Below are 25,898 nucleotides of genomic sequence, written 5' to 3'. Positions count from 1 at the left end.
GATTGACGGGGGCCGCTGCTGAGGCAGTCTGGGAGCCTCTGACAGGAGGAACCCGAGATGCGCCCGATGCTTGCTGCTGCTTTCGTCGCCTGTGCGACCGTCGCGAATGCCGAGGACCGCTGGATGGTGATCCCGAAGCCCCCGGCGATGCCGGAAGCGGCAAGTTCCGGGATGGCCGAGGTCAACGGAATCCAGATGTATTACGCGACCTATGGCGCGGGGGACCCGGTGCTGTTGATCCACGGCGGGCTGGGGAACGCCGACATCTGGGCGAACCAGGTGATCGACCTGATGCAGGACCATCTGGTGATCGTGGCCGACAGCCGGGGGCATGGGCGCTCGACCCGGACCGAGGAGCCCTTCGGCTATGACCTGATGGCCTCGGACTATCTGGCGCTGCTGGATGTCCTGAAGGTCGACAAGGTGGATCTGGTGGGCTGGTCGGATGGCGGGATCATCGGGCTGGACATCGCGATGAGCCACCCTGAGCGGCTGGATCATCTCTTCGCCCATGCCGCCAACATCACCACCGACGGGGTGGATCCGTCGGTGGAGGACGATCCGGTGTTCATGGGGATCTATGTGGGGTGGATGGCCGAGGACTATGCCCGGCTGTCGCCGACGCCGGACCAGTTCGATGCCTTCGTCGAGCAGATTTCGGGCATGTGGGCGAGCCAGCCGAACTGGACGGATGATCAGGTGAAGGCGATCACCGTGCCGGTGGCGGTGGTGGTGGGGGATCATGACGAGGCGATTCTGCCCGCCCATACCGAGAAGATCGCCGCGCTGATCCCGGGGGCGAAGCTGGTGATCCTGCCGGATGCCAGCCACTTCGCGATGCTGCAGGCGCCCTCGGAGTATACGGCGGCGATCCGGGCCCTCATCGACGGGTGAGGCGGCTGTCCACGGTGGACGGATTTTTCGATCCTTTGAAATCAAGGGGTTGGGCGTGGGCGTTTACTAGATGTTAGGATGTTTGGTGGGCGGCCCCCACGCCCGGCCCTCCCCACGGAGGCGCTTCTTGTCGGAGGGTGTCTCGGGTTGGGACGGCTTTTGAGTTGAGCGCTGACGGGCAAGCTGGTGTCTCGCCTCTGGCCTGCGGCCAACCGGCTCGGGCGTGCCTCCGGCGGGGATATTTGGAGCCAGGTGAAAGGTCAGGGGTTCAGGAGGGGGCCGGCGGATGGCGGTGTGGTAGGTTGGGTGAGCGGTTGAGGTTGGGTGGGTCGGGATGCGGGTGGTTGTCGGTCTCGGGGCGGTTGCCCTAGTGTTGTTCCTGACGTTGCGGGCGCTGTTCGGTGGCGGGACGGTCAGCTGGAACCAGCGGCTGACCCTGGTGATCGAGACGCCGCAGGGCGAGGCGCGCGGGTCGGCGGTGACGCGGGTGGAGAACGTCACCTCCAAGGGCGCGCTGGTGCTGGCCGAGGCGTGGGGGACGCGCAGCTATTGGACCGGAGAAGCTGTGGCGGTGGAGGTGCTGCCTGGCAAGTGGCTCTTCGCGCTGCTGGAGGGTGAGAGCGGAACTGACACCGGGCACTGGGTCTACGCGGCCTATGACTTGAACGAGGCACTCGCGCCGAATGGCCACCCCAGTATCGAGGCGGCGACGTCAAAACTGTGGGCCCAGCCAATGAATGTGCCCGTTCCGCTGCCTGCGGACAGAATGCCGATGATGGTGAGCTTCGGCGACATCACCAAGCCCGAGACGGTGCGGAAAGTGGACCCGGAGGGCCTTGCGGCGGTGTTTGGCGAAGGGGTCCGGTTGAAGGCGGTGACGCTGGAGATCACAGACGAGCCGGTGACGGAGGGGCGGGTTGGGGAGGTGTTGGGGTGGTTTGGACCATATCCTGAACCGGCCCTTGGATCGGCCACCGGAAAAACGACAGACATTCCGTTCTATCGCCGAGTGTACATGGGCGACTTCATCCGGCGGCCCTGACTGGATGCGTTGGAGCGGTGCGCTGTAGCTTGTAGGGTGGGTGCCAACCCACCGTTTGCGAGGGAATGGAGGGTTTTACCCACCCTACCGAAAACGGGCTCCCACTTCGCCTGCATGCGTGGGCAGATTGCCAACCCTGCAAAGCTGTCATCCCCGCGAAAGCGGGGACCCACAGGCCCGGCACATGGGGCCCCGCTTTCGCGGGGATGACAGGTGGGAAGGCAGTTAACCCTTCGCCGATAAGCACCCCAGGACGGTCATCAGCGCCCCTGCCCGGCCGTCAGCGAGGAGCGAAGCAGGACGCGAGCGAGGAGCGGGTCAGCGGAGGGCTCGGCCTTTGATGATCGCTTCCGCTCCGAACTTGGCGCGGATGGCGTCGGTGGCGCGTTCGGCGGCGGCGCGGCGGGTGGCCTGGGGGTCGAGGAGGTCTCCGCTCAGGTCGGCCTGGTCCTCGGGGGCGAGGTCGGAGATGCCGACGCCGATCAGGCGGAACGGGCCGTTCGTTCCGGCATGGTCGAAGAGGTCCTTCGCGGCGCGGTAGATGCGGTCGGTCAGCTGGGTCGGATCGATCAGGGCGTGGCGGCGGGTCACCAGCTGGAAGTCGCCCTTCTTCAGCTTCAGCGTCACGGTGCGGCCCGAAAGGCGCTTGGCCTTGGCGCGGTCGGCGACCTGTTCGGACAAGCGCCAGATATGGCCGTCGAGGAGGTCTGGGTCGGAGGTGTCTTCGAAGAAGGTCGTCTCCTTCGAGATCGACTTCAGCTTCTCGTCGCGGTTCACCCGGCGGGTGTCGAGGCCCCGCGCCAGGTGCCAGAGCCGGTCGCCCATGCTGCCGAAGCGGGCGGTCAGGTCGGTGCGGTCCCAGCGCAGGAGGTCGGCGATGGTGCGGATGCCTGCGGCCTCCAGCGCGGTCTGGGTCGCGGTGCCGACGCCCCAGATGATGCGGACGGGCCTGGGTTTCAGGAAGGCCTCGGTCTCGGCCTTGCCGATCACCGAAAAGCCGCGCGGCTTGTCGAGGTCAGAGGCGATCTTGGCTAGGAACTTGTTGTGGGAAAGGCCGATGGAGCCGGTGAGGCCAAGTTCGTCCTCCATCCGCTTCGTCAGCCTTGCCAGCAGCACTGCGGGCGGGGCGCCGTGCAGGCGTTGGGTGCCGGTGAGGTCCATGAAGGCCTCGTCCAGCGAAAGGGGTTCGATGGCGGGGGTCAGGTCCTCCATCATCGCGCGGATGGCGCGGGAGGCCTCGATATAGGCGGAGAAGCGGGGTTTGACGACCACGGCTTCGGGGCAGAGCTTCAGGGCCTGGAACATCGGCATGGCGGAACGGACGCCCTTGATCCGGGCGATGTAGCAGCAGGTCGAGACGACGCCGCGTTGCCCGCCGCCGACGATCACCGCCTGGTCGCGGAGGGCGGGGTTGTCGCGCTTTTCGACCGAGGCATAGAAGGCGTCGCAGTCCATATGGGCGATGGAGAGCTGCGCCAGTTCCCCATCCGCGACCACGCGCGGCGACCGGCAGGACGGGCAGCGCGGGGCGGTGCTGTCGGTCAGGGTCAGGCAATCGCGGCAGAGGCTGGGCATGATGGGGCGAGGCTACCACGCGCCACGGGGCCTGTGGAGAGCGGCAAAGGAAAGCGGTTGACCTTCCCGCAACCTCTTCGTCCTATCCGGGGACAAGACCAAGGACCGCCCGCGCATGCCGCATCCCTATGACAGCCTGCCCGAGGACCGCTTCTGGCGCACCGCCGTCGCCGACCGTGACGCGCTGGAGATCGCGGGGCTGTGGAAGCCCCGGCACCAGATCGGGCGCCGTACCGGGATCGTGACGGCGGGGTCCTGCTTTGCGCAGCATTTCGCCAGGGCGCTGGCCGCGCGGCGCTATCGCTGGCTGGATTTCGAGCCGGGACCGGCGGGTCTGACGCCGGAGCAGCGGAAGGATTACCACTACGGCACCTTCAGCTTCCGGACCGGCAACATCTACACGCCCCGGATGCTGCGGCAATGGCTGACCTGGGCGCTGACCGACGCGCCGGTGCCAGAGGAGGTCTGGGAAAGGGACGGTCGCTTCTACGACCCGTTCCGTCCGGGGGTGGAGCCGGGGGGGTTCGTCAGCCGCGAGGAGCTCTACGCCTCACGCCGGGAAACGCTGGCGGCGATCGCGGCGGCGGTGCGGGGGGCGCAGGTCTTCGTCTTCACGATGGGGTTGACCGAGGCCTGGCAGGACAAGGCGACCGGGGTGGAATATGCGGTCTGCCCCGGCACGGTGGCGGGGCGGTTCGACCCGGAGGCGCATGGCTTCGTGAACCACGGCTTCGCGGCGCTGATGGCGGACATGACCGCGGCGCTGCGGCTGATGGTGCGGGCCAACCGGCGTCTGGCGCTGCTGCTGACGGTTTCGCCGGTGCCGCTGACGGCGACGGCTTCGGAGAACCATGTGCTGACGGCGACCAGCCATTCCAAATCTCTGTTGCGGGCGGTGGCGTCGGAACTGGTCGCGGCGCACCGGCGGGTGGATTACTTCCCGTCCTACGAGATCATCACCCATCCGGCCTATCGCGGACGCTTCTTTGCGCCGAACCTGCGGTCGGTCCTGCCGGAAGGGGTGGATCATGTGATGGCGCAGTTCTTCCGCGACCAGGCGGCGGTATTCGGCGGGGCGGCGGGCCTGCCGTCTCCGGCCTCGCCGCCCGTCCCGGACGCGGCGCCGGAGCCCGAGATGACCGAGGCCGAGGAGTTGCGCTGCGAGGAGGAGATCCTCGCCGCCTTCGCGCCGGACCAGCGCCATGGCTGACCGGCCCCGGCTCTGCATCTTCGGCGACAGCCACTATGCCTGCCTGAAACAGGCCGAGGTGCAGGGGCTGGTCGATTATTCGGGCGTCGAGCTGGAATACTGGGGCCATGTCGGGGGCCGGTTCCGGCATCTGGAGGTGCGCGACGGGGCGATCTGGCCGACCGACGATTTCACCGCGATGCGCTTCGCCAAGTTCAACGAGAAGGGGCGGACCTTCCTGCCCGCCGCCGATTTCGACGTGATCCTGGTGACGGGCGCGCGGGTCTATATCTGGCGGCTGTTCCTGCGGGTACTGACCCTTCTGTCCGCCGGGCCGATGGTCAGCGAGGGCCTGCTGCGGCGCATCCTGACCGACGACCTGCGCCGCCATCTGGGCTATCGGCTGGCGCGGGGGCTGGCCGAAAGCGGGACGGCCCGCATCCTCCTGGCCCCGACAGCCTATTACACCGAGGGCGACACGCCGCTGGTCCCGGCGATCCCGCCCGAGGTCGCGGCGCTGATCCCCGACCGGGTGCCGGGCTTCTGGCGCGTGCTGGAGGAGGCCGCCGCCGAGGATGGCGTCACGCTTCTGCGCCAGCCCGAGGAAACGGTGGTGCAGGGCATGTTCTCGGCGCTCGCCTATGCGGTGGACGGCCATCACGAGAAGCAGGACTACGAGCACCACAATGCCGCCTTCGGCGCGGCGGTCCTGTCGCGGGTGCTGCCGATCGTCCGCGGGGTGGCGCACCCCGGTGCGGGGGCCGGGCTTGCGGCGGCCCCCGGTGCCCGGCAAGATGGCCGGGAAAGGGAGGCCTGATGCTGGAGATCGCGATGAAGCTGCCGCCGGGCGCCCTGATCGGGGGCGAGGACCGGCTTCTGACCGAGGCGGTCCTGCGCAGCGGCGGGGCGCGATTCATCGCCCGGACGGAGGATTTCATCCGGGCGGGCGAGGCGATCACCGGCTGGCGCGAATCGTCGGGCATGGCGGTCGAGGCGGTGGCGGCGGGGCCGAACACGGGGAACAGCCGGTTCGAGGCGGGGCCACCGGGCGCGCTGATCTGTCGCGAGGGGCTGAACTGCGGCTTCACCCTGCCGGGCTTCGCGCCCGAGGTCGATGCCTTCACCGTGGCGGCGATCTACCGCTCGGAGGGCGAGGCGAAGACGCTGGCCTCGGTCTTTGCCGGGCAGGCGCACAACATGATCTTCCTGAAGGAAGGCGAGGGCTGGCTTCTGGCGATGGACAAGCAGGGCACGGTCGAGGTCAGGCTGCCGCTACCGAAGGGCCGGGAGGCGAAGCTGGCGGTGCTGGGCTTCGACGGGCGGCACCTGCGGCTGGAGCTTGGCGATGCGCTGGCCGTGGCTGCGGGCAGGGTGCCGGGCCTGGCGCAGGAGGCGGATTTCTTCATCGGCTGCCGGTCGAACCGGAGCGGGCTGACCAAGCTTCTGGGCCAGTCGCGGCTGCATGAGGTCCTGTTCTGGCCCGACCGCTGCCTGCCGGGATCGGACGACCAGGAGGATGTGGCGACGCTCGCGGCTCTGCGCCGCCATTTCCGCTGGGCCTATTGAGTGGAGGCCGAGACCCCGCCGCCCCTGGACATCCCGCCCGAGACGGGGCTGGACGGGGCTGCGGCGGCAGAGCGGTTCCTGATCCGGGGCGACCACGCGAACCTGTGGTTCGAGGGGCGGGGGGATGCTTTGGTGGTGTCCTTCGACAACCTCGCCACCATCGACGAAGGCTGGCCGCGCGGGCCCTGGGCCTGGAAGCGGCTGGAGCCGATGGGCCATTCGGTGCTGGGGGTGCAGAGCCATGCGAAGGACTGGTTCCGCCAGCCCACCGCGCCCGTGCTGTTGCGCGGGCTGGAGGAGCGGGGCTTCTTCCGCCGGTTCCGCCGGGTTGTGCTGACCGGGGCCTCGATGGGGGGGTTCGCGGCGCTGAACTTTGCGCCGCTGATCCCCGAAGCGCGGGTGCTGGCCTTCAGCCCCCAGACCACGATGAACAAGGTGATCGCCCCCTATGAGGCGCGGTTTCCCTTTGCCGTGAAGCGGTCGAACTGGGAGGGGATGCCCTTCCTCGATGCGGCGGCGGCAGTGCCCTATATTCGGCGGGCGGTGGTGGTTTATGACCCGATGGTGCCCGAGGACCGCGCCCATGCCGCGCGGCTGGCGGGGCCGAACGTGCAGCTCTTGCGGCTGCCCTTCGCCACGCATGAGGCGATCCGGGTGGTGCTGAAGACCGCGACGTTTCCGCTGCTGATCGACGCACTGGTCGAGGGTGATGGCGCGGGGCCGGAGTTCTGGCAGGCCTATCGCGCGCGGCGATCGGTGCCGAAATGGCAGCGCGCGCTTCTGGCGGCGGCGGCGAACCGGGGGCGGCATGGGCTGGTGATCCGGGCGGCGGATGTGATGCTGCGGTTGGGGCAGGGCCTGCCGGAGGAAGAGAAGGTCTTCATCCGCCGGGCGCGGCGCGGAGCGGTGAATGCGCGCAAGGCCGGGGCTGCGACCTGATCGTCGTGCCGGGTGCGGGCGGTTCTCAGATCGAGCGCTGACGCGCGAAGACTCTTTGTCTCGCCTCTGCGCGTGAAGAACGCGCAACCGGCTCGGCCATTGGGGGTTTTCCACCCCCAAACCCCGGAGGATATTTGGGCAAATGTGAAAGGCCTGGGGAGTTTCCTCTCGGCTCCCCTCTAGGCCCCGGCTTTGACCTCATGCTATGCGGGGCGGGGCTGGCAGGAACGGAGCCGATGGACACGACACGCGGCCGGATGATGGCGATGACCATGGTGGGGGGGGACCATTTCTTCCTCTCGCGCTGGGTCGACTATTACGGGCGCCAGCTGGGCCGCGAGAACCTGTTCGTCCTCAGCCACGGCGGCGACCCTGAGCACAAGCGCATCGCCGAGGGCTGCAACGTCATCTACCTGCCCTTCGACGAGACGCGGAACTGCTTCAACCAGCGCCGCTGGCAGATGCTGTCGCGGCTGACCTCGGGCTTCACCAATTTCTACAGCTGGGTGCTGGTGGGCGATGTGGACGAGATCGTCTGCGTCGATCCGGCGGTGTCGGACAGCCTGCCGGACTATCTCGAACGCTATGAGGTCCGGCGCGGGCCGCGGGTGATCACGCCCTTCGCCATCGAGATGGTGCATAATCCGGGGCTTGAGCCGGAGCCGATCAGCGAGGGGCGCAACATCCTGGACGTGCGCCGCATCTTCCGGTTGAACGCCAATTACGCCAAGCCCTGCATCACCTGCGACAAGATCGACATCGCCCCGGGCGGGCATTTCGCCAACCACCCGAAGCTGCATCTCGACCCGCATCTCTACCTCTTCCACCTGCGTTTCATCGACCATGACATGACCGAAGGACGGCTTGCCAGCCGCCGGGCGCAGCGGGTGATCCAGAGCGGAGCGCTGGAGGAGGTCGAGCGGGCGAAGACCGGCTGGGACACCGCCTGGGAGACCTACAAGGGTCTCTCGAAGGAAAAGCCGCGGGCGGAGACGGTGGACTTTCCGGAGTTCCGCAAGGAGATGGTCGAGGGCTGGAAGGAGAAGAAGGTGGTCTACTTCGCCCCGGGCGGCGCGCGGCCCAAGGGGGTCTACCGGCTGCCCGAACGTTTCAAGGTGCTGTTCTGATGGCGAAAGCTCCTACCGAAGGCGTGATCATCCGGGCCGAGAATGGCGACGTGATCCGCTATGATGAGACCGGGCTGGTCCTGCGCCTGTCGGACAAGGTGATCTCCGATATTGCCGCGCGGCTGGAGTTGAAGCCGCAGGCCGTGGCGGTGGATGCGCTGCCGCTGCCCGACCTGCCGGAGGGCATCGACCTCTGGGCGCCCCGGCGCGAGGGGGACTGGCTGTTCTTCCAGGCCAACCTCCCGGGCGCGGACTCTGCGCGGAGCTATCGGCGGCATGTCGAGGGCGGGGCGGTGATCGCCGAGGCACAGGGGCCGCTGCTGGCGGTCTTCGGAATCGGCGGGGCGCGGGCTGGGCTGGGCTCGCCCGGTCCGGCGCGGTTCCGCTGGCATGTGCTGGCCCCGGCGGACGATATTGGGGCGGTGGGTCAGGGCGGCGAAGGCGAGGCGGCGGCGACCGATGCGCTGGAGCCGCTGCGTGAGCTGACGGTCGAGGCACTCATGGCCGACGAGCTGCTGGCCCGGCGGCGCGCGGCGTTCCAGTCGCTGCCGTTGATGGTCGTGCGGGCCGAGACCGACATGGCGGCGACGGCGCATGAGCTGGGGACCGGAGCCGCTGTCGCCAATCTGGACCAGGGTTTTGCCAATCTGAAAGCGGCGGCCAGTCGGCTGGGGGTGGGCGCGCAGGTGCTGGCGGTGGTGCTGGACTATACGCTGGAGGACCTGACCGGCGACCCCGTGGCCTATCGCGACGGGATGATCGCGCTGATGGAGCGGATCACGCGCGGGATGGCGAAACAGGGGCTGGCGCGGCCGGTGTTCCTGTCGGCCTTCGACTGCGGGACGCAGAGCGTGACGCGGGGGCCGGGGCTGGAGGGGCAGTGGGAACTGTCCTGGAACCACGGCGATCACCGGCTGGTCTTTGCCGCGCCCTCCTATGCGTTCCGGATCGACGATGCCGGGCGGCTGACGGATGAGGGCCGGGCGGAAAAGGCGGTGCTGCTGGCCGAGGCGCTGCTGGCGGTGCAGGGCGGGGGCAAATGGCTGTGCCCGGTGATCCAGCTGGCGGAATGGTCAGAGGGCGGCATCCGCCTGATCTGCGAGGCGCAGGATGGGCTGGTGATCGACGGGGACGATCCGTTCGGGGCCGGGCCTTTGGCGGGGTTCGCGCTGGAGGGGGTCACGAACGGGGCGAAGATAAGCGGGGTTGCGGTCGAAGCGGGTGATGCCAAGGTGGTGGTGCTGAAGTGCTCCAAGCGGCCCGAGGGCGAGGTCTTCGTGACCTATGCCCATGCGGCGGCACCGGGCGAGGGGCCCTATCCGGCGAACCGGGGGGCCTTGCGGGGCGATTTCGGCGAGGGCGCGCTGCGGCGCTGGGCGCTGCCGGCGCGGCTGAAGCTGACGGGCCTCTGAGATGGCGTTCGACGCGGAGAGCATCGCGGGCGACAACATCTGTGTCATCTGGGTGGATGACATGATCGACGTCTTCACCTGGCGCGACACGTTCGGGATCCGCATCCAGACGCCGAACCTCGACCGGCTGCTGAACGCGGGTGTTCGGTTCGGCAACGCCTATGCGACGATCCCCTTGTGTGCCCCCTGCCGGGCGGAACTGGCGACGGGGCTCTCACCCTTCCGCACGGGTCTTGTCGACCTGAACCGCTTCTGGCGTCAGGTGCTGCCGCCCGAGAAGGCCTGGGCCTATGACCTGCGGCGGGCGGGGTTCTACACGTTCACCACGGGCAAGGTCGACGCGACCTACAAGCCGATGCCGGAACGCTATCGCCGGGTGCTGTTCCACGAGGACGTGCCCGCGCAGGACTCGGGCGGTCGGGAGAAGGTGAAGCACTACCTCGACCGGGGGCCGGGGATCGCGGGGATCAACCATCCCGACGACGACGGGTCACAGGACGCGCTGTTCTACGATTTCACGGTCGCGCAGAACGCGATCGACTTCCTGAGCCGGGCCGACCCGAAGCGGCGGCACCTGATCCAGCTGGGGTTCAAGCATCCGCATTACAACCTGGAATGCCCGGACCGGTTCTATCAGCTCTATGACCCCGCCGACATCCGCTGGCCCGACATCGCCGCGCCGGAGGATTATTACGGCCCGCCGCCGGGGTTCGCGATCTATGAAGCGGCCTATATCGCCAATGGCAACTGGACGCCGGAGAAGGGCGGCGATGACGGCTGGCGGCAGGTGGTCCGCTCCTATTTCGCCGCGATCAGCCATGTAGACCACGAGATCGGGCGGTTCCTGGACGCGCTGGAGGCTTCGCCTTTGGGCGCGAAGACGACAGTGATCTTCCTGTCGGACAACGGCTTCAACCTTGGGAACCACGACAGCTTCCACAAGATGAGCCAGTGGGATTCGGCGGCGCATGTGCCGCTGGCGATCTGGTCGCCCCGGATGACGGAAGGCCGGGTGGTGGACCTGCCGGTCAGCTTGCACAACTTCCCGAAGACGGTGATGCAGCTGGCCGGGTTGCCGCCGCGCCCGGACTGGACGTCGGGGCAGAGCCTCTTGCCGCTGATCGACCCGAGTTTCGGGGCGTTCGATGACACGAAATCGCCGATCACCTCGGTCTTCGGGACGCTGTCGGTGCGCCCGTCGATCGAGGGCTACCGCCAGTTCCGCTATTTCCGCTATCCGAACGGCGAGGAGCATGTCTATGACGTGGTCGCCGACCCCGGCGAGACGGAGAACCTGATCGCCACCGCGCCGATGGATGTGCTGCGGGGCGAGTTGGTGAGGGGCGCGCTGGACCTTGGGCTTGACCTGCGTGGGTTCGAGAACCCGGCGGATGGCGTGAATGCGATGATGGCGGTGGATGGCTCGGTCGTGCTGGAAGGACGGCGGGGCAACGACAATTACTGGGCCTACGGGGCGGAGGCCGAGAAGATCAGGGAGACGAAGGACGGCGGCAACGATACGCTGTGGTATCTGGGCGGGCCGGATGGCTATGTGCTGCATTGCCCGATGAACGTGGAGAATATCCGCATCGCCACGGTGCTGGCTCGGCACGAGGATGCCGAGGCGGCGAAGAAGACCTCGCGCATGTTGCGGATCGTCGCCCATCCCGACAGCCCGATCCATTTCGAGACGACGGAACGGGTGATGGTCAGCGTCCGCGGCTCGCGCGGGAATGACGTGATGATCGGGCCGAAATACGGCGGCGCGACCTTCTACGGCGGCGAGGGCGACGATGTGCTGCGGGCGATCTCGGTCAACGAAAGCTCGCGGCATTATTTCTACGGCGGCGCGGGGAACGACCGGTTGGTCGGTGGCGGCGGGCGCGACGTGCTGGATGGCGGCACGGGCGACGACACGATCATCGGCACGGCGGCGCGGAACAGGATCTTCGGCGGGCATGGCAACGACGAGATCCATGATGGCGACGGGTCCTCGGTGGTGCATACCGGGCCGGGGCGGAACCGGGTGCGGCTGGGGGGGGGGAACGACACGGTCCATGCCGGGACCGGGATCACCCATGTCGATCCGGGGCCGGGGGCGGTGGTCTTTGTGCTCGCCTACGGAGGGGTGACGCATGTCAGCCAGTGGCAGGCGGAGCAGGTCTATGACCTGACCGCCTGGCCGAAGCCGCCCCAGGTCTCGCGCCGCCCGGACGGGCTGGTGGACGTGACGCTGGGGCTTTCGATGCTGCGGATCGCCGGGGTGCCCGGCGACCACGATGTCTCAAGCCAGATCAGGCAGGGGACTACTCCGCCGCCTTGACCGCCGTGCCGTGCCCGTCGTCATCGCCGCGCGTCTTCCACAGCGAATAGACGATGCCCGCCACGATGATGCCGATGGTGATCGCCAGCGACAGGTAGGGGTCGAACTTGCCGAAGAAGTAGCTGTAGAAGCCTTTCATGCCGATGAAGATCAGCACCACGGCCAGCGCGTATTTCAGGTAGTGGAAGCGATGCACCAGCGCGGCCAGCGCGAAGTAGAGCGCGCGGAGGCCGAGGATCGCCATGATGTTCGCGGTGTAGACGATGAAGGTGTCGGTGGTGATCAGAAAGATGGCAGGCACCGAATCCACCGCGAAGACCAGGTCGGCGAAGTTGATCACGATCAGCGCGACGAACAGAGGCGTGGCATAGAGCATCAGCTTGCCGGTGGCGGGGCTGGGCTGGCGGACGAAGAACTTCTGCCCGTGCAGGCCCTTGGTGACGTTCATATGGGTCGAGATGAAGCGTACCACCGGGTTCTGCGACAGGTCGGGGTCGCTGTCCGGCACGACCAGCATCTTCAGGCCGGTGAAGGCCAGGAAGGCCGCGAAGACCAGCGTCACCCAGTCGTAGGCGGCGATCAGCTCGGCCCCGATGGCGATCATCAGCCCTCGCAGGATGATCACGCCGATGATGCCCCAGACCAGCGCCCGGTACTGGTATTTCCGCGGAATGGCGAAGTAGCCGAAGATCAGCGAGATGACGAAGACGTTGTCGATCGAGAGCACCTTCTCGATGATGTAGCCCTGGAAATAGCTGGCGACCGGGTTGGTGCCGTCGCTTGTGACCAGAGTGCCGTTCGACCAGGCCCACCAGATGTAGCCGCCGAAGGCCACGGCGATACCGATGTAGAAGGCGGAGAGCTTCAGGCTTTCGCGGACGCCAAGCTCGTGGTCGTCCTTGTGCAGCACGCCCAGGTCGAAGACCATCAGCGCGACGACGATGGTCAGGAACAGAAGCCACAGCCACAAGGGCTTGGCCAGAAATGTCAGGAAGAGGAATTCCATCCCCGTGTACCCTCTGAACGGGTGCGTCGAGAGGCCAGCCTTGGTGAGGGGCAGTTTGCCGGGCTGACATCGAGCACGATTTCTCGATGCGGTCCGACATCACGACTGGCGTCGTCAGAGGGGCCCGGCCCGCCAAGGGGAGGTGGGGCCCGGGCGTGGCATTTCAACCCCTGGCGGGGTGGAAAACTCACGGTTCCGTGCCTCTTCTACGCTGGCGCGCGGATTTTCCGTCGGTGAAGGGCTTGTGAGCGGGGCCGTGCGGCCTGTATGCCCATGCCCAAGCGAGGACTTGCCCATGAGCCTGAACACCTTCGGCCACCTTTTCCGCGTCACCACCTGGGGCGAGAGCCACGGGCCGGCCATCGGCTGCACGGTGGATGGCTGCCCCCCGGGGGTGCGGCTGACCGAGGCGGATATCCAGCCGTGGCTGGACCGGCGCAAGCCCGGCACCTCGAAGTTTACCACCCAGCGGCAGGAGGCGGACGAGGTTCGGATTCTCTCGGGTGTGTTCGAGGGCCAGACCACGGGCACGCCGATCCAGCTTATGATCGAGAATACCGACCAGCGGTCGAAGGACTATGGCGAGATCGCGCAATCGTTCCGGCCGGGGCATGCCGACATCACCTACCACCAGAAATACGGGCTGCGGGACTATCGCGGTGGCGGGCGGTCCTCGGCGCGTGAGACGGCCTCGCGGGTCGCAGCGGGCGGCGTGGCGCGGCAGGTGCTGGCGACGCTGGTGCCGGGACTGAAGATCACCGGCTACATGGTGCAGATGGGGGTGAAGGGGATTGATCGGTCGCGCTTCGATGTTGATGAGATCGAGCGGAACCCGTTCTGGTGCCCCGATCCGGCGGCGGCGGCGGATTGGGCGGTCTATCTCGATGAGCTGCGGCTGGCGCACAACTCGGTCGGCGCGGTGATCGAGGTGGTGGCGGAAGGCGTGCCTCCGGGGTTGGGGGCGCCGCTTTATGGAAAGCTCGACAGCGACCTGGCGGCGGCGATGATGTCGATCAACGCGGTCAAGGGGGTGGAGATCGGCGAGGGGATGGCGGCGGCCAGCCTGACCGGGGTGGAGAATGCCGACGAAATCCGCATGGGGCCGGGGGGGCCGGAGTTCCTGTCGAACCACGCGGGCGGCATCCTGGGCGGGATTTCGACCGGGCAGCCGGTGGTCTGCCGCTTTGCGGTGAAGCCGACCTCCTCGATCCTGACGCCGCGCCGGACGGTCACGCAAGCCGGGGCCGAAGTCGACCTGATCACCAAGGGCCGTCACGACCCCTGCGTCGGCATCCGCGCCGTGCCGGTGGGCGAGGCGATGATGGCCTGCGTGATCCTGGACCACTTGCTTCTCGACCGGGGCCAGACCGGGGGCGTGCGGGGCCGGATCGGCTGATCGCTTCCCCGAGGGCCGGATTTGCGGCATCCTTCCGGGAAAACAGGAGGGAGCGATGGGAATTCTGAGCGTGATCCTGGCCGCCGTGGTGGGTTTTGCCTATGGCGCGGCGCATTACATGACACTGGCGAAGCCCTGGATGAAGGCGGCAGGCATCCGGCTGGACGAAAACGGCAAGCCGATGGGCGGCGGCTCGGCCCTGCCCTTCGTGTTGTCGGCCATCGCCATGCTGGTCGTCGCGGGTTTCATGCGGCACATCTTCGCCATGTCCGGCATCGACAGCGCGGGCAAGGGCCTGCTGTCGGGGCTGGGGATCGGGCTGTTCTTCATCACGCCCTGGACGATGATCAACAATGCCTACCCCGGCCGGCCCTTCATGCTGACGGTGATCGACGGAGCCTATGCCACGATCGGCTGCGGGCTGATGGGACTGGTCCTGACGCTGTTCTGACCTGGAGCAACGTGGGCAGATTACCCGCCCTACGGGGCGCGACTTGAAGCGCGTGATCAGCGGCGACCGGCAAAAAAGAATGGAGGGCCCCGCACCCCTACGGAACCCTCCATCCACCCCACGCGCACACCCCGAAGCACCGCACGTGATCTGTATAAGGGTCCCGGGCGTCCTGCCCTGACTTTGACTGGATACCGGAATCCGCTGCGCCGCTCAAACGCCAAGCGCGCGGCTTTTGAGACAAATCCGGTTAGTCGCGCGGGTTCGGCAGGAGGAAGGCCACCAGCCCCAGGATCGGCAGGAAGGCACAGATGCGGTAGACCGTGACGATCCCCCAATGGTCGGCCAACGCCCCGAGCCCCGCCGCCCCCAGCGCGGCGATCCCGAAGGCGAGCCCGAACAGAAGCCCGGCCACCATCCCGGTGCTCTGCGGCATCAGGTCCTGGGCATAGACCACCATTGCGGGGAAGGCCGAGGCCAGGACCAGCCCGGCCAGCGAGACCGCGATCACCGAGGGGACCAGCGGCAGCCAGGGGACCATCAGCGTCAGCGGCAGGATGCCCAGGATCGACCACAGGATCACCCGCCGCCGCCCGATCCGGTCGCCGATGGGGCCGCCGATGATGGTGCCGACCGCGACCGAGGCGAGGAAGATGAAGAGGCAGAGCTGCGACTGGCCGACGGTCAGCTTGTACTGCTCGATCAGGTAGAAGGTGTAGTAGCTGGAGAGCGAGACCGAATAGACGAACTTGGAGAACATCAGCAGGATCAGGAGGAGCATCCCCAGCCGCACGGTGGCGGCCGGCAGGGGCTTGGCGGATCGCGCGCGGCTTTTCCGGGCGAGCGCACGGGCGGCGCCGACCGCGACATACCAGCGCCCGACGCCCCAGAGGAGCGCCATTCCGGCCAGTGCCACGGCGGCGAACCATTCGATCGAGAGCTGCCCGCGCTGCATCACCACGAAGGCCGCCGCCAGGGGGCCAAGGGCCGATCCGGCATTGCCGCCGACCTGGAACAGCGATTGCGCGAAGCCGGGCCGCATCCCCGCAGCAAGGCGGGCGATCCGCGAGGCCTCGGGGTGGAAGATCGAGGAGCCGAGGCCGATCAGCGCGACCGACAGCAGCACGACGCCGAAGTTTTGTGCATGGGCGAGTGCGACGAGGCCCGCCCCGGTCGAGGCCATTCCGGCGGACATGGCATAAGGCAGCGGCCTTCGGTCGGTGTAGAGCCCGACCAGCGGTTGCAGGATCGAGGCGGTGCCCTGGAAGACGAAGGTGATCAGCCCGATCTGCGAGAAGCTGAGCGCAAGGTTGCTTTTCAGCAGCGGATAGGCGGCCGGGATCAGCGACTGCATCAGGTCATTCAGGAAATGACCAAGTGCGACGGCAAGGATGACCTGCACGACGGTGCTGTCGGCAGGGCTTTGCGCGGGTTGAGGCGTGGCGGACATCGGGGCTTTCCGGCTGCGGGCGGGCCAACATGGCCCGGCCCTCGCGGAAAGACAATGTCCGCCGGTCCGCCTGGATCAGGCGTAGACCTTTTCCTTGCCGAAATGCTTGACGAGCAGGTAATAGAACACCGCGCGGAACTTGTTGCGCTCGGACTTGCCGTAGGTGTCGACGGCGGCGTTGATGCCCTCCATCAGGTTCGGGCCGTCCTTCAGGCCCAGCTTCTTGATCAGGAAATTCGCCTTGATCCGCTCCAGCTCTTCCTTGTCCGAGGCGGCGACGGTCTGCGCATCATTGTCATAGATCGACGGCCCGCAGCCGATCGTCACCTTGGTCAGCAGCGCCATGTCCGGCGTCACCTTGCACTTGTTCTTCAGGTCATCGGCATATTTGGCGATGAGATCGTCCCTCTTGCCCATCCTTTGTCTCCCTTGACTGGAACCGTGATCGTTAACGGCTGCGACGGTAGTCTGCCGGACTGGGGTAGGGAAGGGGAAATTCTCGGCCGCGCCGTCATTCGGCTGACGGGGATGGCCCGGGTCGGCGAACGCGCGGCGACCCGGGCCTGGTCGTCGGTCAGTAGCGGTAGTGGTCCGACTTGAAGGGGCCTTCCACCTTGACGCCGATATAGCTGGCCTGATCGGGCTTCAGCTCGGTCAGCTTCACGCCGATCTTCTTCAGGTGCAGCCGGGCGACCTTTTCGTCCAGCGCCTTGGGCAGGATGTAGACGCCCGGCGCGTAGTCCTTGCCCTTGGTCCAAAGCTCGATCTGCGCGAGGACCTGATTGGTGAAGCTGGCTGACATCACGAAGCTGGGGTGCCCGGTGGCGTTGCCGAGGTTCAGGAGCCGGCCTTCGGACAACAGGATGATCCGGCTGCCCGAGGGCATTTCCACCATATCCACCTGGTCCTTGATGTTGGTCCATTTGTGATTGCGCAGCGCGGCGACCTGGATCTCGTTGTCGAAGTGGCCGATGTTGCCGACGATGGCCATGTCCTTCATCGCGCGCATGTGCTCGATGCGGATCACGTCCTTGTTGCCGGTGGTGGTGATGAAGATGTCGGCGCTGGCGACCTCATCCTCCAGCAGGGTGACCTCATAGCCGTCCATCGCCGCCTGCAGCGCGCAGATCGGGTCGACTTCCGTCACTTTCACCCGGGCACCCGCGCCCCGCAGCGACGCGGCAGAACCCTTGCCGACGTCACCATAGCCGCAGACCACGGCGACCTTGCCGGCCATCATCGTGTCGGTCGCGCGACGGATGCCGTCGACGAGCGATTCCTTGCAGCCGTATTTGTTGTCGAACTTCGACTTGGTGACCGAGTCGTTGACGTTTATCGCCGGGAAGGGCAGCTGGCCGCGCTTGTGCAACTCGTACAACCGATGGACGCCGGTGGTGGTTTCCTCCGACACGCCCTTGATCGCCTCTCGCTGCTTGGTGAACCAGCCGGGGCTGGCGGCGAGGCGCTTCTTGATCTGGTTGAAGAGGCAGACCTCTTCGTCCGAGGTCGGCACGGCGATCAGGTCGGTCTCACCGGCTTCCACCCGCGCGCCGAGCAGGATGTACAGCGTCGCATCCCCGCCGTCGTCGAGGATCATGTTGCAGGTGCCGACACCAGCCTGATCGGGGCCACCGAACTGGAAGATCTTGTCGGTATAGTCCCAGTACTGCTCCAGGCTTTCGCCCTTGATGGCGAAGACCGGTGTGCCCGAGGCCGCGATGGCGGCGGCGGCGTGGTCCTGGGTCGAGAAGATGTTGCACGACGCCCAGCGCACATCGGCACCCAGCGCCTTCAGCGTCTCGATCAGCACGCCGGTCTGGATCGTCATGTGCAGCGAGCCCGCGATGCGCGCACCCTTCAACGGCTGAGAAGCGCCGAATTCCTCGCGGCAGGCCATCAGGCCCGGCATTTCGGTTTCGGCGATGGTCAGCTCCTTGCGGCCGAACTCGGCCAGGGCGATGTCCTTGACGATGTAATCCATGGCGTCCTGGGTTTCCTGTCTTCTGGGTCACGCGGGGCCATAGCAAATGCGGGCGGTCAAGACAACGTGGGGTACTTGTCAAGCAACCGGCATTGTGAAGAGTGCTGGGACCGGCAGAGAGGAGCCCGATGCCCGACCCCCAGCGCCACGACTATGCCGTCGCATTGTGCTGCGACCGCAACTACTATCACCTGGCGCTGTTCATGATCTGGCAGATCGCCCACTACAACCCGCATCGCCGGTTCGACATCGTCATCTCGTCGATGGACGACCTGGAGCTGCCCGACTGGGCAAAGGCGCTGGGCGTCATCTTCCACGCGACCGGCGCACTGCCGGACTATGCGGAAGTGGCGCGTTTCGGCGGGTCTCTGGCGATGCTTTACCGGCTGAATCTGGTAGCCGAGCTTGGGCACCGCTACCGACGCATTCTCTACCTCGACAGCGACATGTTCGTCGAAGGCGGTGACCTCAACCGGTTGTTCGAGATTGACCTTGGTCCGCATCCGATCGGGGCGGTTCTCGACGCGCCGTTCTTCTACGAGCCGAACTATCGTGCAAAGGAGTTCGTTCTCGCCGATCTGCCGGCGCTTCCCTATGTCAACACCGGCTTTCAGCTCATCAACTCCAGCGTCTATGCCGAGCAGGAGGTTGCGCGCCGATCGTTCGAGTTCTGCAAGACGCATCCGCAGGCGATTGTGCTGACCGACCAGTCGATGACCAACCTGGCCCTGCGCGGCGGCTTTGCCCTGCTCGCGCCCTGCTGGAACTGGCAGACAAACGGGCGCTACCCCTTGATCCCGATGCGCTATCCGGTCTTTTTTCGGCATTTCATCGGACGGATCAAGCCGGACCGCGAATCGAAGGGTGCGTTTGATGCGCGATTCAATCACGCCTACCGGCACTTCTTCGAGGCGATGCGGCCCGAGGCGTTGCCCCTGATCGCTTCGCCCGCCGATCCGATGCCGATGCCGTTGCGCGATCTGGCCAACATCATGCTTCGGCATCACCGGGGCGCGGGCATCCTGCGCCGGATGCTCACCCGCTTCGCCGATCCCTATCGCGCCGAGATCTAGGGGCAGATGATGACCAAACGTGCGTGGCAGAGGATGTTGTCGGGGCGTCGGCTGGACCTTTTGGACCCGACGCCGGTGGACATCGAGATCGAGGACATCGCGCACGGCCTGGCGTTTGTGGCCCGCTGGAACGGGCAGACGCGGGGCGACTGGCCCTATTCGGTGGCGGAACATTCGCTCTTGGTCGAGGAGATCTTCGCGCGGGGCAATCCCGGCATCGCGGCGAAGTGGCGGCTGGCGGCGGTGCTGCATGATGCGCCGGAATACGTGATCGGCGACATGATCAGTCCGGTGAAAGCGGCGGTGGGCCCTGGCTATGGGGAACTCGATCAGCGGCTGACGGCGGCGGTGCACCTGCGCTTTGGTCTGCCGACAGTGCTGCCCGCGCCGATCAAGAAGGCGATCAAGGCGGCGGACAGGGTTTCGGCCTGGCTGGAGGCGGTGCGGATCGCGGGGTTTCGGGAAGCGGAGGCCGACAAGCTGTTCGGACGACCCGTGCCGGAACTGGTGCACCGGCTGGAAATACGGCTTCGTCCGCCCGCAGAGGTGCGGGCGGACTATGTCTCGACGGTGGCGAGACTCCTCAAGGCGTGCTGACAGCGACCCGGCATCAGCGACCCATGTGCCGCAGGTGGTCGGCGGCACGCAGGCCTTCGTCATCCTGGAATTCGCGCGGCGACCGGCGCGGATCGTGGCGCGGCAGGTGATGCTCGGATGCGCGGCCGAAGCGGGTGGCGACCAGCAGGGCATCGGCGAAGATATTCAACATGGCCTTTCTCCTTTCAGGGCTTAGATGACCCCTTTTGCCATGAAACGCCGCATGATACGATTCAATAAGGCTTCCATATTGTAAGTTGAACTAACATATGCCGACCGATTGGCGCAGCATCCCCTCCCTCACCGCCCTGCGCGCTTTCGCGGCGACGGCAGAGTTGCGCAGCTTTTCCCAGGCGGCGCGGCTGCTGAACGTGACCCATGCCGCCGTTGCCCAGCAGGTCCGCGCGCTGGAGGATCAACTGGGCCGGTCGCTGGTGCAGCGCGAGGGGCGGGGCGTCAGTCTGACTTCGGATGGCGAACAGCTGGCCGAGGCTCTGCGCGAGGGCTTCGGTGCAATCCAGCGCGGGCTGGAGGCGCTGCGGGCGGGCGAGGCGGATCGCCCGGTGCGCGTGACGCTGACCGCCAGCTTCGCGGCGCAATGGCTGATGCCACGGCTGAAGGATTTCTGGGAACGAGAGCCCGATATCGGCCTGTCGCTGCATCCCGACAACCGGGTGGCGGACCTGCACCGCGAACGGATGGATCTGGGCATCCGCTATGGCAACGGCGAATGGCCGGGACTGGAGACGCAATACCTCGCCTCGGCCCGGCTGGTGATTGCCGGGGCGCCGTCATTGATCGGCGACAAGACCGAACTGACGCCAGCCGAGCTTGCGGAAATGGACTGGATCCTGTCAGGCAGCTGGCCAGAGCAGGATACTCTGTTGCGGCAATTGGGACTGGATCCCGATACATTGAGCCGAACCGACATCAACAGCGAGGAGCTGGCAATCGCGGCAGCACGGCAAGGGCTCGGATTGGTCGTGGAAACCGCGGCGCTGATCGAATCCGACGTGGCGGACGGGCGATTGCGTATCGTGCATGAAGGCCGTGAAAGACTTCCGGCCTATTTCATCGTGACATTGCCCGGACCGAAGCGGGCTGCGGCCCGGGCATTCCTGAAATGGCTCAAATCGCAGAGCTGACGCTCAGATCGCCATATCGTCCGGCTTCTTGCCTTTGGCCAGCGCTTCCGAGAACCAGCGCGGCTTGCGGCCGCGGCCCGACCAGGTGTCGGCGGCATTCGCCGGGTTGGCGTATTTCGCCACCGAAGGCGAACGTTTCCGTCCGGTCGTGACCCCAGTCAACTCGGACAGGGAAAAGCCCATTGCCTTGGCCTTTTCTTCCAGTTCCGCCAGCGCCTCGCGTTTGCGGCGGTCTTCATAACCCGAAATCGCCTTGGCAACCTGCGATTGCAAATCCTTCAGCTCTTTCAGGGAAAGCGTATTCAAATCGAGTTTCAATGTCTGATCCCCCTCGGATAAAGACATCCCCTGAATAGAGCCAATGGCTCGACCGCGCAAGAATTGTTGACTACTTCGGGCTTCTTTTTGCCAGGATGCGTTGCAGCGTGCGGCGGTGCATCGACAGGCGGCGTGCGGTTTCCGAAACATTCCGGTCGCACATTTCATAGACCCGCTGGATATGCTCCCAGCGCACCCGGTCGGCCGACATCGGATTTTCCGACGGCTCCGGCAGATTGCCGCCCTTCGCCAGCAAGGCATTGGTCACGTCATTCGCATCGGCGGGCTTGGAAAGGTAGTCGACCGCTCCGATCTTCACCGCCGCCACCGCCGTTGCAATCGCGCCATAGCCGGTCAGCACGACAATCCGGCAAGAAGGCCGCTTCTCGCGCAGTGTCTCGATCACCTCAAGCCCGTTGCCGTCTTCCAGCCGCAGGTCGACCACCGCATAGGCCGGGGGCCGCGCGATTGCCTTGGCCCGTCCCTCGGCCACGCTTTGCGCGGTGTCGGTCTGGAAGCCGCGCTTCTCCATCGCCTTGGCAAGCCGTTTCAGAAAGGGCTCGTCATCATCGACAAGCAGAAGCGTCGGGTCCGGTCCCAGATCCATCGGGTCTTCGGTCATTCGTCTTTCCTGATCTTCGCAAGCCATGCCCTATGACCTAGCTTTGCCTGCCTTCACGAAACAAGCAACGCTTTCCGCCATCTTGTCGGAAGTCACTTCCTGCCGGAAGAAGTCCACAAATCCGGTGCCGGGAAGCACCAGGTAGGTGAAGGTCGAATGGTCCATGAGGTAATATTCGTCCCCGGTCTCGCGTTTCTTGAAGAAGGTCTTGTAGGCCTGCGAGGCCGCCCTGACCTGTTCGGGGCTGCCGGTGAGGGCAACGAGCTTCGGATGCATGTTATAGGCGTAATCCGCCAGCGCCTCGGGCGTGTCGCGTTCGGGGTCGATGGTGATGAAGACGGGGTTCACGTCGATGCCCTGCGCATCCAGCCTGTCCACCGCCTCGACATTGCGCGCCATGTCCAGCGGGCAGACATCGGGGCAGAAGGTATAGCCGAAATAGACGAGGCTGGGCTTGGTGATGACATCCTTGTCCGTCACCGTCTTGCCGCCGGTATCGACCAGCGTGAACGGCCCGCCGATATCGCCGCCAGCAACCTGCCCCTGGCGGCATTCGGCAAAGGCATCACCCGACTGGCTAACGAACTTGTTCCACCCCATCCATCCGACGAAAGCTGCGGCAACGATGGTCGCCACGATGGCGTAGACCTTGGTCATTCTTTCACTCCCCCGTCCTGTCGGGTCGCATTGATCTCAGATGCGCCGACCCGTAACAATGGTCAACCCGCTTGGGAAGACATCCGGTCACAGCATGGTCACCGCACTCCCCGCCCTCCAGTCCCCCGATGCCGGGGCGAACATGGTTCGCCTGCGCACGCTGATCCTGGTGCGCTGGATGGCGATTGCCGGGCAGATCGCCGCGATCCTGGTGGCAAGCCAGGCCTATGGCTTGCAACTGCCGCTTGGCCTCTGCGTGCTGGCGGTCGGGCTTTCGGTGCTGGCGAACCTGGTCCTGGGCGTGCTCTTCCCCGAGAACCGGCGGTTGAGCGAGACCGAGGCCTTCCTCACCCTGCTGTTCGACCTCTCTCAGCTGGCCTTCCTGCTGCTCCTCACCGGGGGCCTGACCAACCCCTTCGCGATCCTGCTCCTGGCCCCCGTCATCATTTCGGCCAGCGTGCTTGGCCTGCGCTCGACCATCGTACTCGGCGCGCTGGCGATCCTCGCAGTCTCGGTCGCGATGGTCTGGTATCTGCCCCTGCGCTTCGCTGACGGGACCGAACTGGTCACCCCCCGGATCTTCGGCTTCGGCTTCTGGCTCTCGATCGTGATCGGCATCCTCTTTCTCGGACTCTACTCGCGCCGGGTCGCGACCGAGATGCGGCATATGTCCGAGGCGCTGCTCGCCACCCAGATGGCGCTGGCGCGCGAACAGAAGCTGACCGACCTTGCCGGCGTCGTCGCCGCCGCCGCGCATGAGCTGGGGACACCACTGGCCACCATCAAGCTGGTCAGCGCCGAGCTGATCGACGAGCTGGAAAGCCAGCCGGACTTGCAGGAAGACGCCCGGCTGATCCGGGAACAGGCCGACCGCTGCCGCGACATCCTGCGCGACATGGGCCGGGCCGGGAAGGACGACCTCCACCTGCGGCAGGCGCCGTTGTCGGCGGTGTTGCGCGAGGCCGCAGAGCCGCATCTGGCGCGGGGCAAGCAGGTGGAGTTCACCTTCGGGCCGATCCAGGACGGGGCAGAGCCGCAGCCCACGATCCTGCGACGGCCCGAGGTCATCCACGGGTTGCGCAACCTCGTGCAGAATGCGGTGGACTTCGCCCGTTCGACCGTCTGGGTCGAGGGCGAATGGACCTCGGGCCGGATCGTCATCCGCATCACCGACGACGGCGACGGCTTTCCACCCAGCGTGATCGGGCGCATCGGCGACCCCTTCGTCCGCGCCCGCCGCCCGGAGCCCGAGGTCGAGAAGCGCCCCGGCTATGAGGGCATGGGCCTTGGCCTCTTCATCGCCAAGACGCTGTTGGAACGGTCCGGGGCCGAGCTGTCCTTCGCCAACGGCACCGACCCGTTCCTTCCGCCCGAGGACAGGCCCAGACGCTGCGGAGCGGTGGTCGAAGCCGTCTGGAATGCCGCCGACCTGGTGCCGCCGCCGTCCCCCGGTGGCCTCGGCGCGAACATCCGCATCGAGAGCTGAGGCGCGGTTAACGCGCGGTTAACCCTTGGCGGCCTAGCCTTGTGGGGTGCTTTCACTCCCGGAGGGTTCAGATGGCGGGCGATTGGATGATGGCTTTCGGGCTGGTGGTAACGGCGTTCCTGGTCGCGCTCTCCGCACTGCTGCTGCTTGCGGCCTGGCAGTCCCGCCGCCCGCAGTCGCGCCCCAGCATCTTCGACCAAGCCCCGTCGCAGGTGGCCTTCCTCTTCGACGGGGACCGCCTGCTCGATGCTTCGCCCACCGCGCGCGCGCTTTTGCCCGCAGGCGAGGACAGCCGGGCCTGGTCGCGGATGATCACGCGCTTCGGCCCGGACTTTCCCAATCTCTGCGAAAGCCTGGAAAGCCTGCCGCAGATCGGCCGGTTGCAGATTGCCTCGCGCCCCGGCACCGCGGATGCGCTGGTGCTGCGGGCCGAGCATCTCTCCGGTCTGACCCGGGTGACGCTGGAGGGCGGCCAGTCCGATGTTGCGGCGGGCCGGGGCGACGCGGCGACAGCGGCGGCCTTGCAGCAAGAGGTGATGGTGCAGCGCGCGGTCCTGTCGCGCGCGCCGGTGCTGATGTGGAAAGAAACGGCGGAGGGTGCGGTGATTTGGGCGAATCACGCCTATCTCATCCGCGCGGTAGAGCTTCTGCCCGAGGGCGACGACCTGTCCTGGCCGCTGCCAACGCTTTTCGGCCAGCCCGAAGAGCCGAAGACCCGCCTGCCCCGGCTGAAGCTTCAGATGCCGAACGGGGCGGAATGGTTCGACCTGATCCGCATGCCGCAGGGCGAGGAGGTGCTCTGCTATGCACTGACGGCGGACAAGGCGGTTCAGGCGGAAACGGCGCTGCGCGAATTCATGCAGACCCTGACCAAGACCTTCGCCGACCTGCCCATCGGCCTGGCGATCTTCGACCGCTCGCGCTGCCTTCAGATGTTCAACCCGGCGCTGGCCGACCTGACCACGCTCGCCCCGGAAATGCTGATCGCGCGCCCGACGCTGAATGCCTTCCTCGACGCGATGCGCGCCAAGGCGATGATCCCGGAACCGCGCGACTATCGCAGCTGGCGCAAGCAACTGGCCCGGCTGGAGGAGGAGGCGACGATGGGTCTCTTCGAGGAAACCTGGAGCCTGCCGGGCGGCCAGACCTACCGGGTGATCGGGCGCCCGCATCCGAACGGGGCGCTCGCCTTCATGTTCGAGGACATCTCGAACGAGATGTCGCGCACCCGCCGCTACCGGGCCGACCTTGAACTCGGCCAGTCTGTGATCGACGCGGTGGAGGATGCGGTCGCCGTCTTCTCGCAAGGCGGGCAGCTGGTGATGTCGAACCACGCCTATGCCCAGCTCTGGCAGCACGACCCGCAGGTGCTTCTGTCCGAGGCAAGCATCGCCACGCTCTGCGCCTGGTGGCGGGACCATGCCGCGCCCTCGCTCCTTTGGGACGACGCGACCGACTATGTGACCAGCGCCGGGGACCGCACCCCCTGGGAGGGGGAGGTGCGGCTTCTGGACGGGCGGCTCGTCTCGTGCCGGTTCCGCCCGCTGACCGGCGGGGCAACGCTGATCACCTTCCGGGCGCAGGCTGCGCTGGCGTTCCACACCGTGCGGGACGCAGCGCCGATGGGGCTCCTCTCGGCCTGAGGCTTG

General features: G+C 66.5%; 25 protein-coding genes. 16 read left to right on the top strand and 9 right to left on the bottom strand.

Annotated features, from left to right (window positions below; all coding sequences use genetic code 11):
- The first annotated feature begins 57 nt into the window (after nt 1–57).
- Nucleotides 58–894, top strand: a complete 837-nt coding sequence (locus JNJ68_RS11980; protein WP_294982608.1) for an alpha/beta hydrolase — start codon at nt 58–60, stop codon at nt 892–894.
- Between the two features lie 334 nt (nt 895–1,228).
- A complete protein-coding gene (locus tag JNJ68_RS11975) occupies nt 1,229–1,936 on the top strand; it encodes a hypothetical protein (protein WP_294982607.1) in 708 nt (235 codons plus the stop codon).
- 318 nt (nt 1,937–2,254) lie between these two features.
- On the opposite strand, the gene JNJ68_RS11970 is transcribed toward JNJ68_RS11975, so the two are convergent.
- Nucleotides 2,255–3,511 carry a DNA polymerase IV gene (locus JNJ68_RS11970; protein ID WP_294982606.1) on the bottom strand — a complete coding sequence of 419 codons (1,257 nt, stop codon included), beginning with the start codon at nt 3,509–3,511 and terminating at the stop codon, nt 2,255–2,257.
- Nucleotides 3,512–3,626: 115 nt separating this feature from the next.
- Between JNJ68_RS11970 and JNJ68_RS11965 the strand changes: the two genes are divergently transcribed.
- From JNJ68_RS11965 to JNJ68_RS11935, 7 genes are all read left to right on the top strand, one after another.
- On the top strand, nt 3,627–4,721 hold the full coding sequence (locus tag JNJ68_RS11965; protein ID WP_294982605.1) for a GSCFA domain-containing protein: 1,095 nt from the start codon (nt 3,627–3,629) through the stop codon (nt 4,719–4,721).
- Nucleotides 4,714–5,517, top strand: coding sequence for a hypothetical protein (locus tag JNJ68_RS11960; protein ID WP_294982604.1), 804 nt, complete (start codon nt 4,714–4,716; stop codon nt 5,515–5,517). The genes JNJ68_RS11965 and JNJ68_RS11960 overlap by 8 nt, the downstream gene beginning before the upstream one ends.
- Nucleotides 5,517–6,266 carry a hypothetical protein gene (locus tag JNJ68_RS11955; RefSeq protein WP_294982603.1) on the top strand — a complete coding sequence of 250 codons (750 nt, stop codon included), beginning with the start codon at nt 5,517–5,519 and terminating at the stop codon, nt 6,264–6,266. The genes JNJ68_RS11960 and JNJ68_RS11955 overlap by 1 nt, the downstream gene beginning before the upstream one ends.
- Nucleotides 6,267–7,205, top strand: a complete 939-nt coding sequence (locus JNJ68_RS11950) for a hypothetical protein (RefSeq protein WP_294982602.1) — start codon at nt 6,267–6,269, stop codon at nt 7,203–7,205.
- 236 nt (nt 7,206–7,441) lie between these two features.
- On the top strand, nt 7,442–8,332 hold the full coding sequence (locus JNJ68_RS11945; protein ID WP_294982601.1) for a glycosyltransferase family 2 protein: 891 nt from the start codon (nt 7,442–7,444) through the stop codon (nt 8,330–8,332).
- Complete coding sequence (locus tag JNJ68_RS11940) at nt 8,332–9,744, top strand: hypothetical protein (protein ID WP_294982600.1); 1,413 nt, start codon at nt 8,332–8,334, stop codon at nt 9,742–9,744. The genes JNJ68_RS11945 and JNJ68_RS11940 overlap by 1 nt, the downstream gene beginning before the upstream one ends.
- 1 nt (nt 9,745) lies before the next feature.
- On the top strand, nt 9,746–12,067 hold the full coding sequence (locus JNJ68_RS11935) for a sulfatase-like hydrolase/transferase (protein ID WP_294982599.1): 2,322 nt from the start codon (nt 9,746–9,748) through the stop codon (nt 12,065–12,067).
- Here JNJ68_RS11935 and JNJ68_RS11930 read toward each other — a convergent pair.
- Complete coding sequence (locus tag JNJ68_RS11930; RefSeq protein ID WP_294982598.1) at nt 12,051–13,073, bottom strand: TerC family protein; 1,023 nt, start codon at nt 13,071–13,073, stop codon at nt 12,051–12,053. The genes JNJ68_RS11935 and JNJ68_RS11930 overlap by 17 nt on opposite strands.
- A gap of 295 nt (nt 13,074–13,368) precedes the next feature.
- On the opposite strand from JNJ68_RS11930, the gene aroC reads away from it, so the two are divergent.
- Nucleotides 13,369–14,469, top strand: coding sequence for a chorismate synthase (gene aroC / locus JNJ68_RS11925; RefSeq protein ID WP_294982597.1), 1,101 nt, complete (start codon nt 13,369–13,371; stop codon nt 14,467–14,469).
- Nucleotides 14,470–14,524: 55 nt separating this feature from the next.
- Nucleotides 14,525–14,920 (top strand): DUF1761 domain-containing protein, encoded by a 396-nt coding sequence (locus tag JNJ68_RS11920; RefSeq protein ID WP_294982596.1) that lies wholly within the window; start codon nt 14,525–14,527, stop codon nt 14,918–14,920.
- Between the two features lie 250 nt (nt 14,921–15,170).
- Here JNJ68_RS11920 and JNJ68_RS11915 read toward each other — a convergent pair whose 3' ends face one another.
- The 3 genes from JNJ68_RS11915 to ahcY all read right to left on the bottom strand — a co-directional run bounded on the left by JNJ68_RS11915 (nt 15,171) and on the right by ahcY (nt 18,351).
- Nucleotides 15,171–16,370, bottom strand: coding sequence for an MFS transporter (locus tag JNJ68_RS11915; protein ID WP_294982595.1), 1,200 nt, complete (start codon nt 16,368–16,370; stop codon nt 15,171–15,173).
- 75 nt (nt 16,371–16,445) lie between these two features.
- Complete coding sequence (locus tag JNJ68_RS11910; protein WP_294982594.1) at nt 16,446–16,787, bottom strand: DUF2853 family protein; 342 nt, start codon at nt 16,785–16,787, stop codon at nt 16,446–16,448.
- Between the two features lie 157 nt (nt 16,788–16,944).
- Nucleotides 16,945–18,351, bottom strand: a complete 1,407-nt coding sequence (gene ahcY, locus JNJ68_RS11905) for an adenosylhomocysteinase (protein WP_294982593.1) — start codon at nt 18,349–18,351, stop codon at nt 16,945–16,947.
- A 128-nt stretch (nt 18,352–18,479) separates the two neighbouring features.
- Between ahcY and JNJ68_RS11900 the strand changes: the two genes are divergently transcribed.
- Together JNJ68_RS11900 and JNJ68_RS11895 are read left to right on the top strand one after the other, a co-directional pair.
- A complete protein-coding gene (locus JNJ68_RS11900; RefSeq protein WP_294982592.1) occupies nt 18,480–19,424 on the top strand; it encodes a glycosyltransferase in 945 nt (314 codons plus the stop codon).
- Between the two features lie 6 nt (nt 19,425–19,430).
- Nucleotides 19,431–20,021 carry an HD family hydrolase gene (locus JNJ68_RS11895; protein ID WP_294982591.1) on the top strand — a complete coding sequence of 197 codons (591 nt, stop codon included), beginning with the start codon at nt 19,431–19,433 and terminating at the stop codon, nt 20,019–20,021.
- Nucleotides 20,022–20,034: 13 nt separating this feature from the next.
- Here JNJ68_RS11895 and JNJ68_RS11890 read toward each other — a convergent pair whose 3' ends face one another.
- Complete coding sequence (locus tag JNJ68_RS11890; RefSeq protein ID WP_294982590.1) at nt 20,035–20,193, bottom strand: hypothetical protein; 159 nt, start codon at nt 20,191–20,193, stop codon at nt 20,035–20,037.
- Between the two features lie 97 nt (nt 20,194–20,290).
- On the opposite strand from JNJ68_RS11890, the gene JNJ68_RS11885 reads away from it, so the two are divergent.
- On the top strand, nt 20,291–21,166 hold the full coding sequence (locus JNJ68_RS11885) for a LysR family transcriptional regulator (protein WP_294982589.1): 876 nt from the start codon (nt 20,291–20,293) through the stop codon (nt 21,164–21,166).
- A 3-nt stretch (nt 21,167–21,169) separates the two neighbouring features.
- Here the strand turns inward: JNJ68_RS11885 and JNJ68_RS11880 are convergent, their stop codons facing one another.
- The 3 genes from JNJ68_RS11880 to JNJ68_RS11870 all read right to left on the bottom strand — a co-directional run bounded on the left by JNJ68_RS11880 (nt 21,170) and on the right by JNJ68_RS11870 (nt 22,763).
- Nucleotides 21,170–21,484, bottom strand: a complete 315-nt coding sequence (locus JNJ68_RS11880) for an H-NS histone family protein (RefSeq protein WP_294982656.1) — start codon at nt 21,482–21,484, stop codon at nt 21,170–21,172.
- Nucleotides 21,485–21,554: 70 nt separating this feature from the next.
- Nucleotides 21,555–22,106, bottom strand: a complete 552-nt coding sequence (locus JNJ68_RS11875; protein ID WP_294982588.1) for an ActR/PrrA/RegA family redox response regulator transcription factor — start codon at nt 22,104–22,106, stop codon at nt 21,555–21,557.
- Nucleotides 22,107–22,136: 30 nt separating this feature from the next.
- Complete coding sequence (locus JNJ68_RS11870) at nt 22,137–22,763, bottom strand: SCO family protein (protein ID WP_294982587.1); 627 nt, start codon at nt 22,761–22,763, stop codon at nt 22,137–22,139.
- Nucleotides 22,764–22,857: 94 nt separating this feature from the next.
- Between JNJ68_RS11870 and regB the strand changes: the two genes are divergently transcribed.
- Together regB and JNJ68_RS11860 are read left to right on the top strand one after the other, a co-directional pair.
- Nucleotides 22,858–24,249 carry a sensor histidine kinase RegB gene (gene regB, locus JNJ68_RS11865; RefSeq protein ID WP_294982586.1) on the top strand — a complete coding sequence of 464 codons (1,392 nt, stop codon included), beginning with the start codon at nt 22,858–22,860 and terminating at the stop codon, nt 24,247–24,249.
- 71 nt (nt 24,250–24,320) lie between these two features.
- Entirely contained in the window at nt 24,321–25,892 is a 1,572-nt protein-coding gene (locus JNJ68_RS11860; RefSeq protein WP_294982585.1) for a PAS-domain containing protein, read from the top strand.
- Nucleotides 25,893–25,898: the final 6 nt, after the last annotated feature.

The sequence above is a fragment of the Tabrizicola sp. genome (assembly GCF_016793705.1).
In the GTDB taxonomy this organism is placed as follows: Bacteria; Pseudomonadota; Alphaproteobacteria; order Rhodobacterales; family Rhodobacteraceae; genus Tabrizicola.
The sequence above is the reverse complement of the archived record's forward strand: the minus strand, read 5'-3'. Positions and strand labels throughout refer to the sequence as shown.

Coding starts and splice junctions, on each gene's coding strand:
- JNJ68_RS11910 (WP_294982594.1), bottom strand. CDS start 16,787: ATGGGCAAGAGGGACGATCTCATCGCCAAATATGCCGATGACCTGAAG.
- ahcY (WP_294982593.1), bottom strand. CDS start 18,351: ATGGATTACATCGTCAAGGACATCGCCCTGGCCGAGTTCGGCCGCAAG.
- regB (WP_294982586.1), top strand. CDS start 22,858: ATGGTCACCGCACTCCCCGCCCTCCAGTCCCCCGATGCCGGGGCGAAC.
- JNJ68_RS11955 (WP_294982603.1), top strand. CDS start 5,517: ATGCTGGAGATCGCGATGAAGCTGCCGCCGGGCGCCCTGATCGGGGGC.
- JNJ68_RS11935 (WP_294982599.1), top strand. CDS start 9,746: ATGGCGTTCGACGCGGAGAGCATCGCGGGCGACAACATCTGTGTCATC.
- JNJ68_RS11920 (WP_294982596.1), top strand. CDS start 14,525: ATGGGAATTCTGAGCGTGATCCTGGCCGCCGTGGTGGGTTTTGCCTAT.
- JNJ68_RS11980 (WP_294982608.1), top strand. CDS start 58: ATGCGCCCGATGCTTGCTGCTGCTTTCGTCGCCTGTGCGACCGTCGCG.
- JNJ68_RS11915 (WP_294982595.1), bottom strand. CDS start 16,370: ATGTCCGCCACGCCTCAACCCGCGCAAAGCCCTGCCGACAGCACCGTC.
- JNJ68_RS11860 (WP_294982585.1), top strand. CDS start 24,321: ATGGCGGGCGATTGGATGATGGCTTTCGGGCTGGTGGTAACGGCGTTC.
- JNJ68_RS11900 (WP_294982592.1), top strand. CDS start 18,480: ATGCCCGACCCCCAGCGCCACGACTATGCCGTCGCATTGTGCTGCGAC.
- JNJ68_RS11890 (WP_294982590.1), bottom strand. CDS start 20,193: ATGTTGAATATCTTCGCCGATGCCCTGCTGGTCGCCACCCGCTTCGGC.
- JNJ68_RS11965 (WP_294982605.1), top strand. CDS start 3,627: ATGCCGCATCCCTATGACAGCCTGCCCGAGGACCGCTTCTGGCGCACC.
- JNJ68_RS11970 (WP_294982606.1), bottom strand. CDS start 3,511: ATGCCCAGCCTCTGCCGCGATTGCCTGACCCTGACCGACAGCACCGCC.
- JNJ68_RS11930 (WP_294982598.1), bottom strand. CDS start 13,073: ATGGAATTCCTCTTCCTGACATTTCTGGCCAAGCCCTTGTGGCTGTGG.
- JNJ68_RS11885 (WP_294982589.1), top strand. CDS start 20,291: ATGCCGACCGATTGGCGCAGCATCCCCTCCCTCACCGCCCTGCGCGCT.
- aroC (WP_294982597.1), top strand. CDS start 13,369: ATGAGCCTGAACACCTTCGGCCACCTTTTCCGCGTCACCACCTGGGGC.
- JNJ68_RS11895 (WP_294982591.1), top strand. CDS start 19,431: ATGATGACCAAACGTGCGTGGCAGAGGATGTTGTCGGGGCGTCGGCTG.
- JNJ68_RS11960 (WP_294982604.1), top strand. CDS start 4,714: ATGGCTGACCGGCCCCGGCTCTGCATCTTCGGCGACAGCCACTATGCC.
- JNJ68_RS11870 (WP_294982587.1), bottom strand. CDS start 22,763: ATGACCAAGGTCTACGCCATCGTGGCGACCATCGTTGCCGCAGCTTTC.
- JNJ68_RS11975 (WP_294982607.1), top strand. CDS start 1,229: ATGCGGGTGGTTGTCGGTCTCGGGGCGGTTGCCCTAGTGTTGTTCCTG.
- JNJ68_RS11945 (WP_294982601.1), top strand. CDS start 7,442: ATGGACACGACACGCGGCCGGATGATGGCGATGACCATGGTGGGGGGG.
- JNJ68_RS11875 (WP_294982588.1), bottom strand. CDS start 22,106: ATGACCGAAGACCCGATGGATCTGGGACCGGACCCGACGCTTCTGCTT.
- JNJ68_RS11940 (WP_294982600.1), top strand. CDS start 8,332: ATGGCGAAAGCTCCTACCGAAGGCGTGATCATCCGGGCCGAGAATGGC.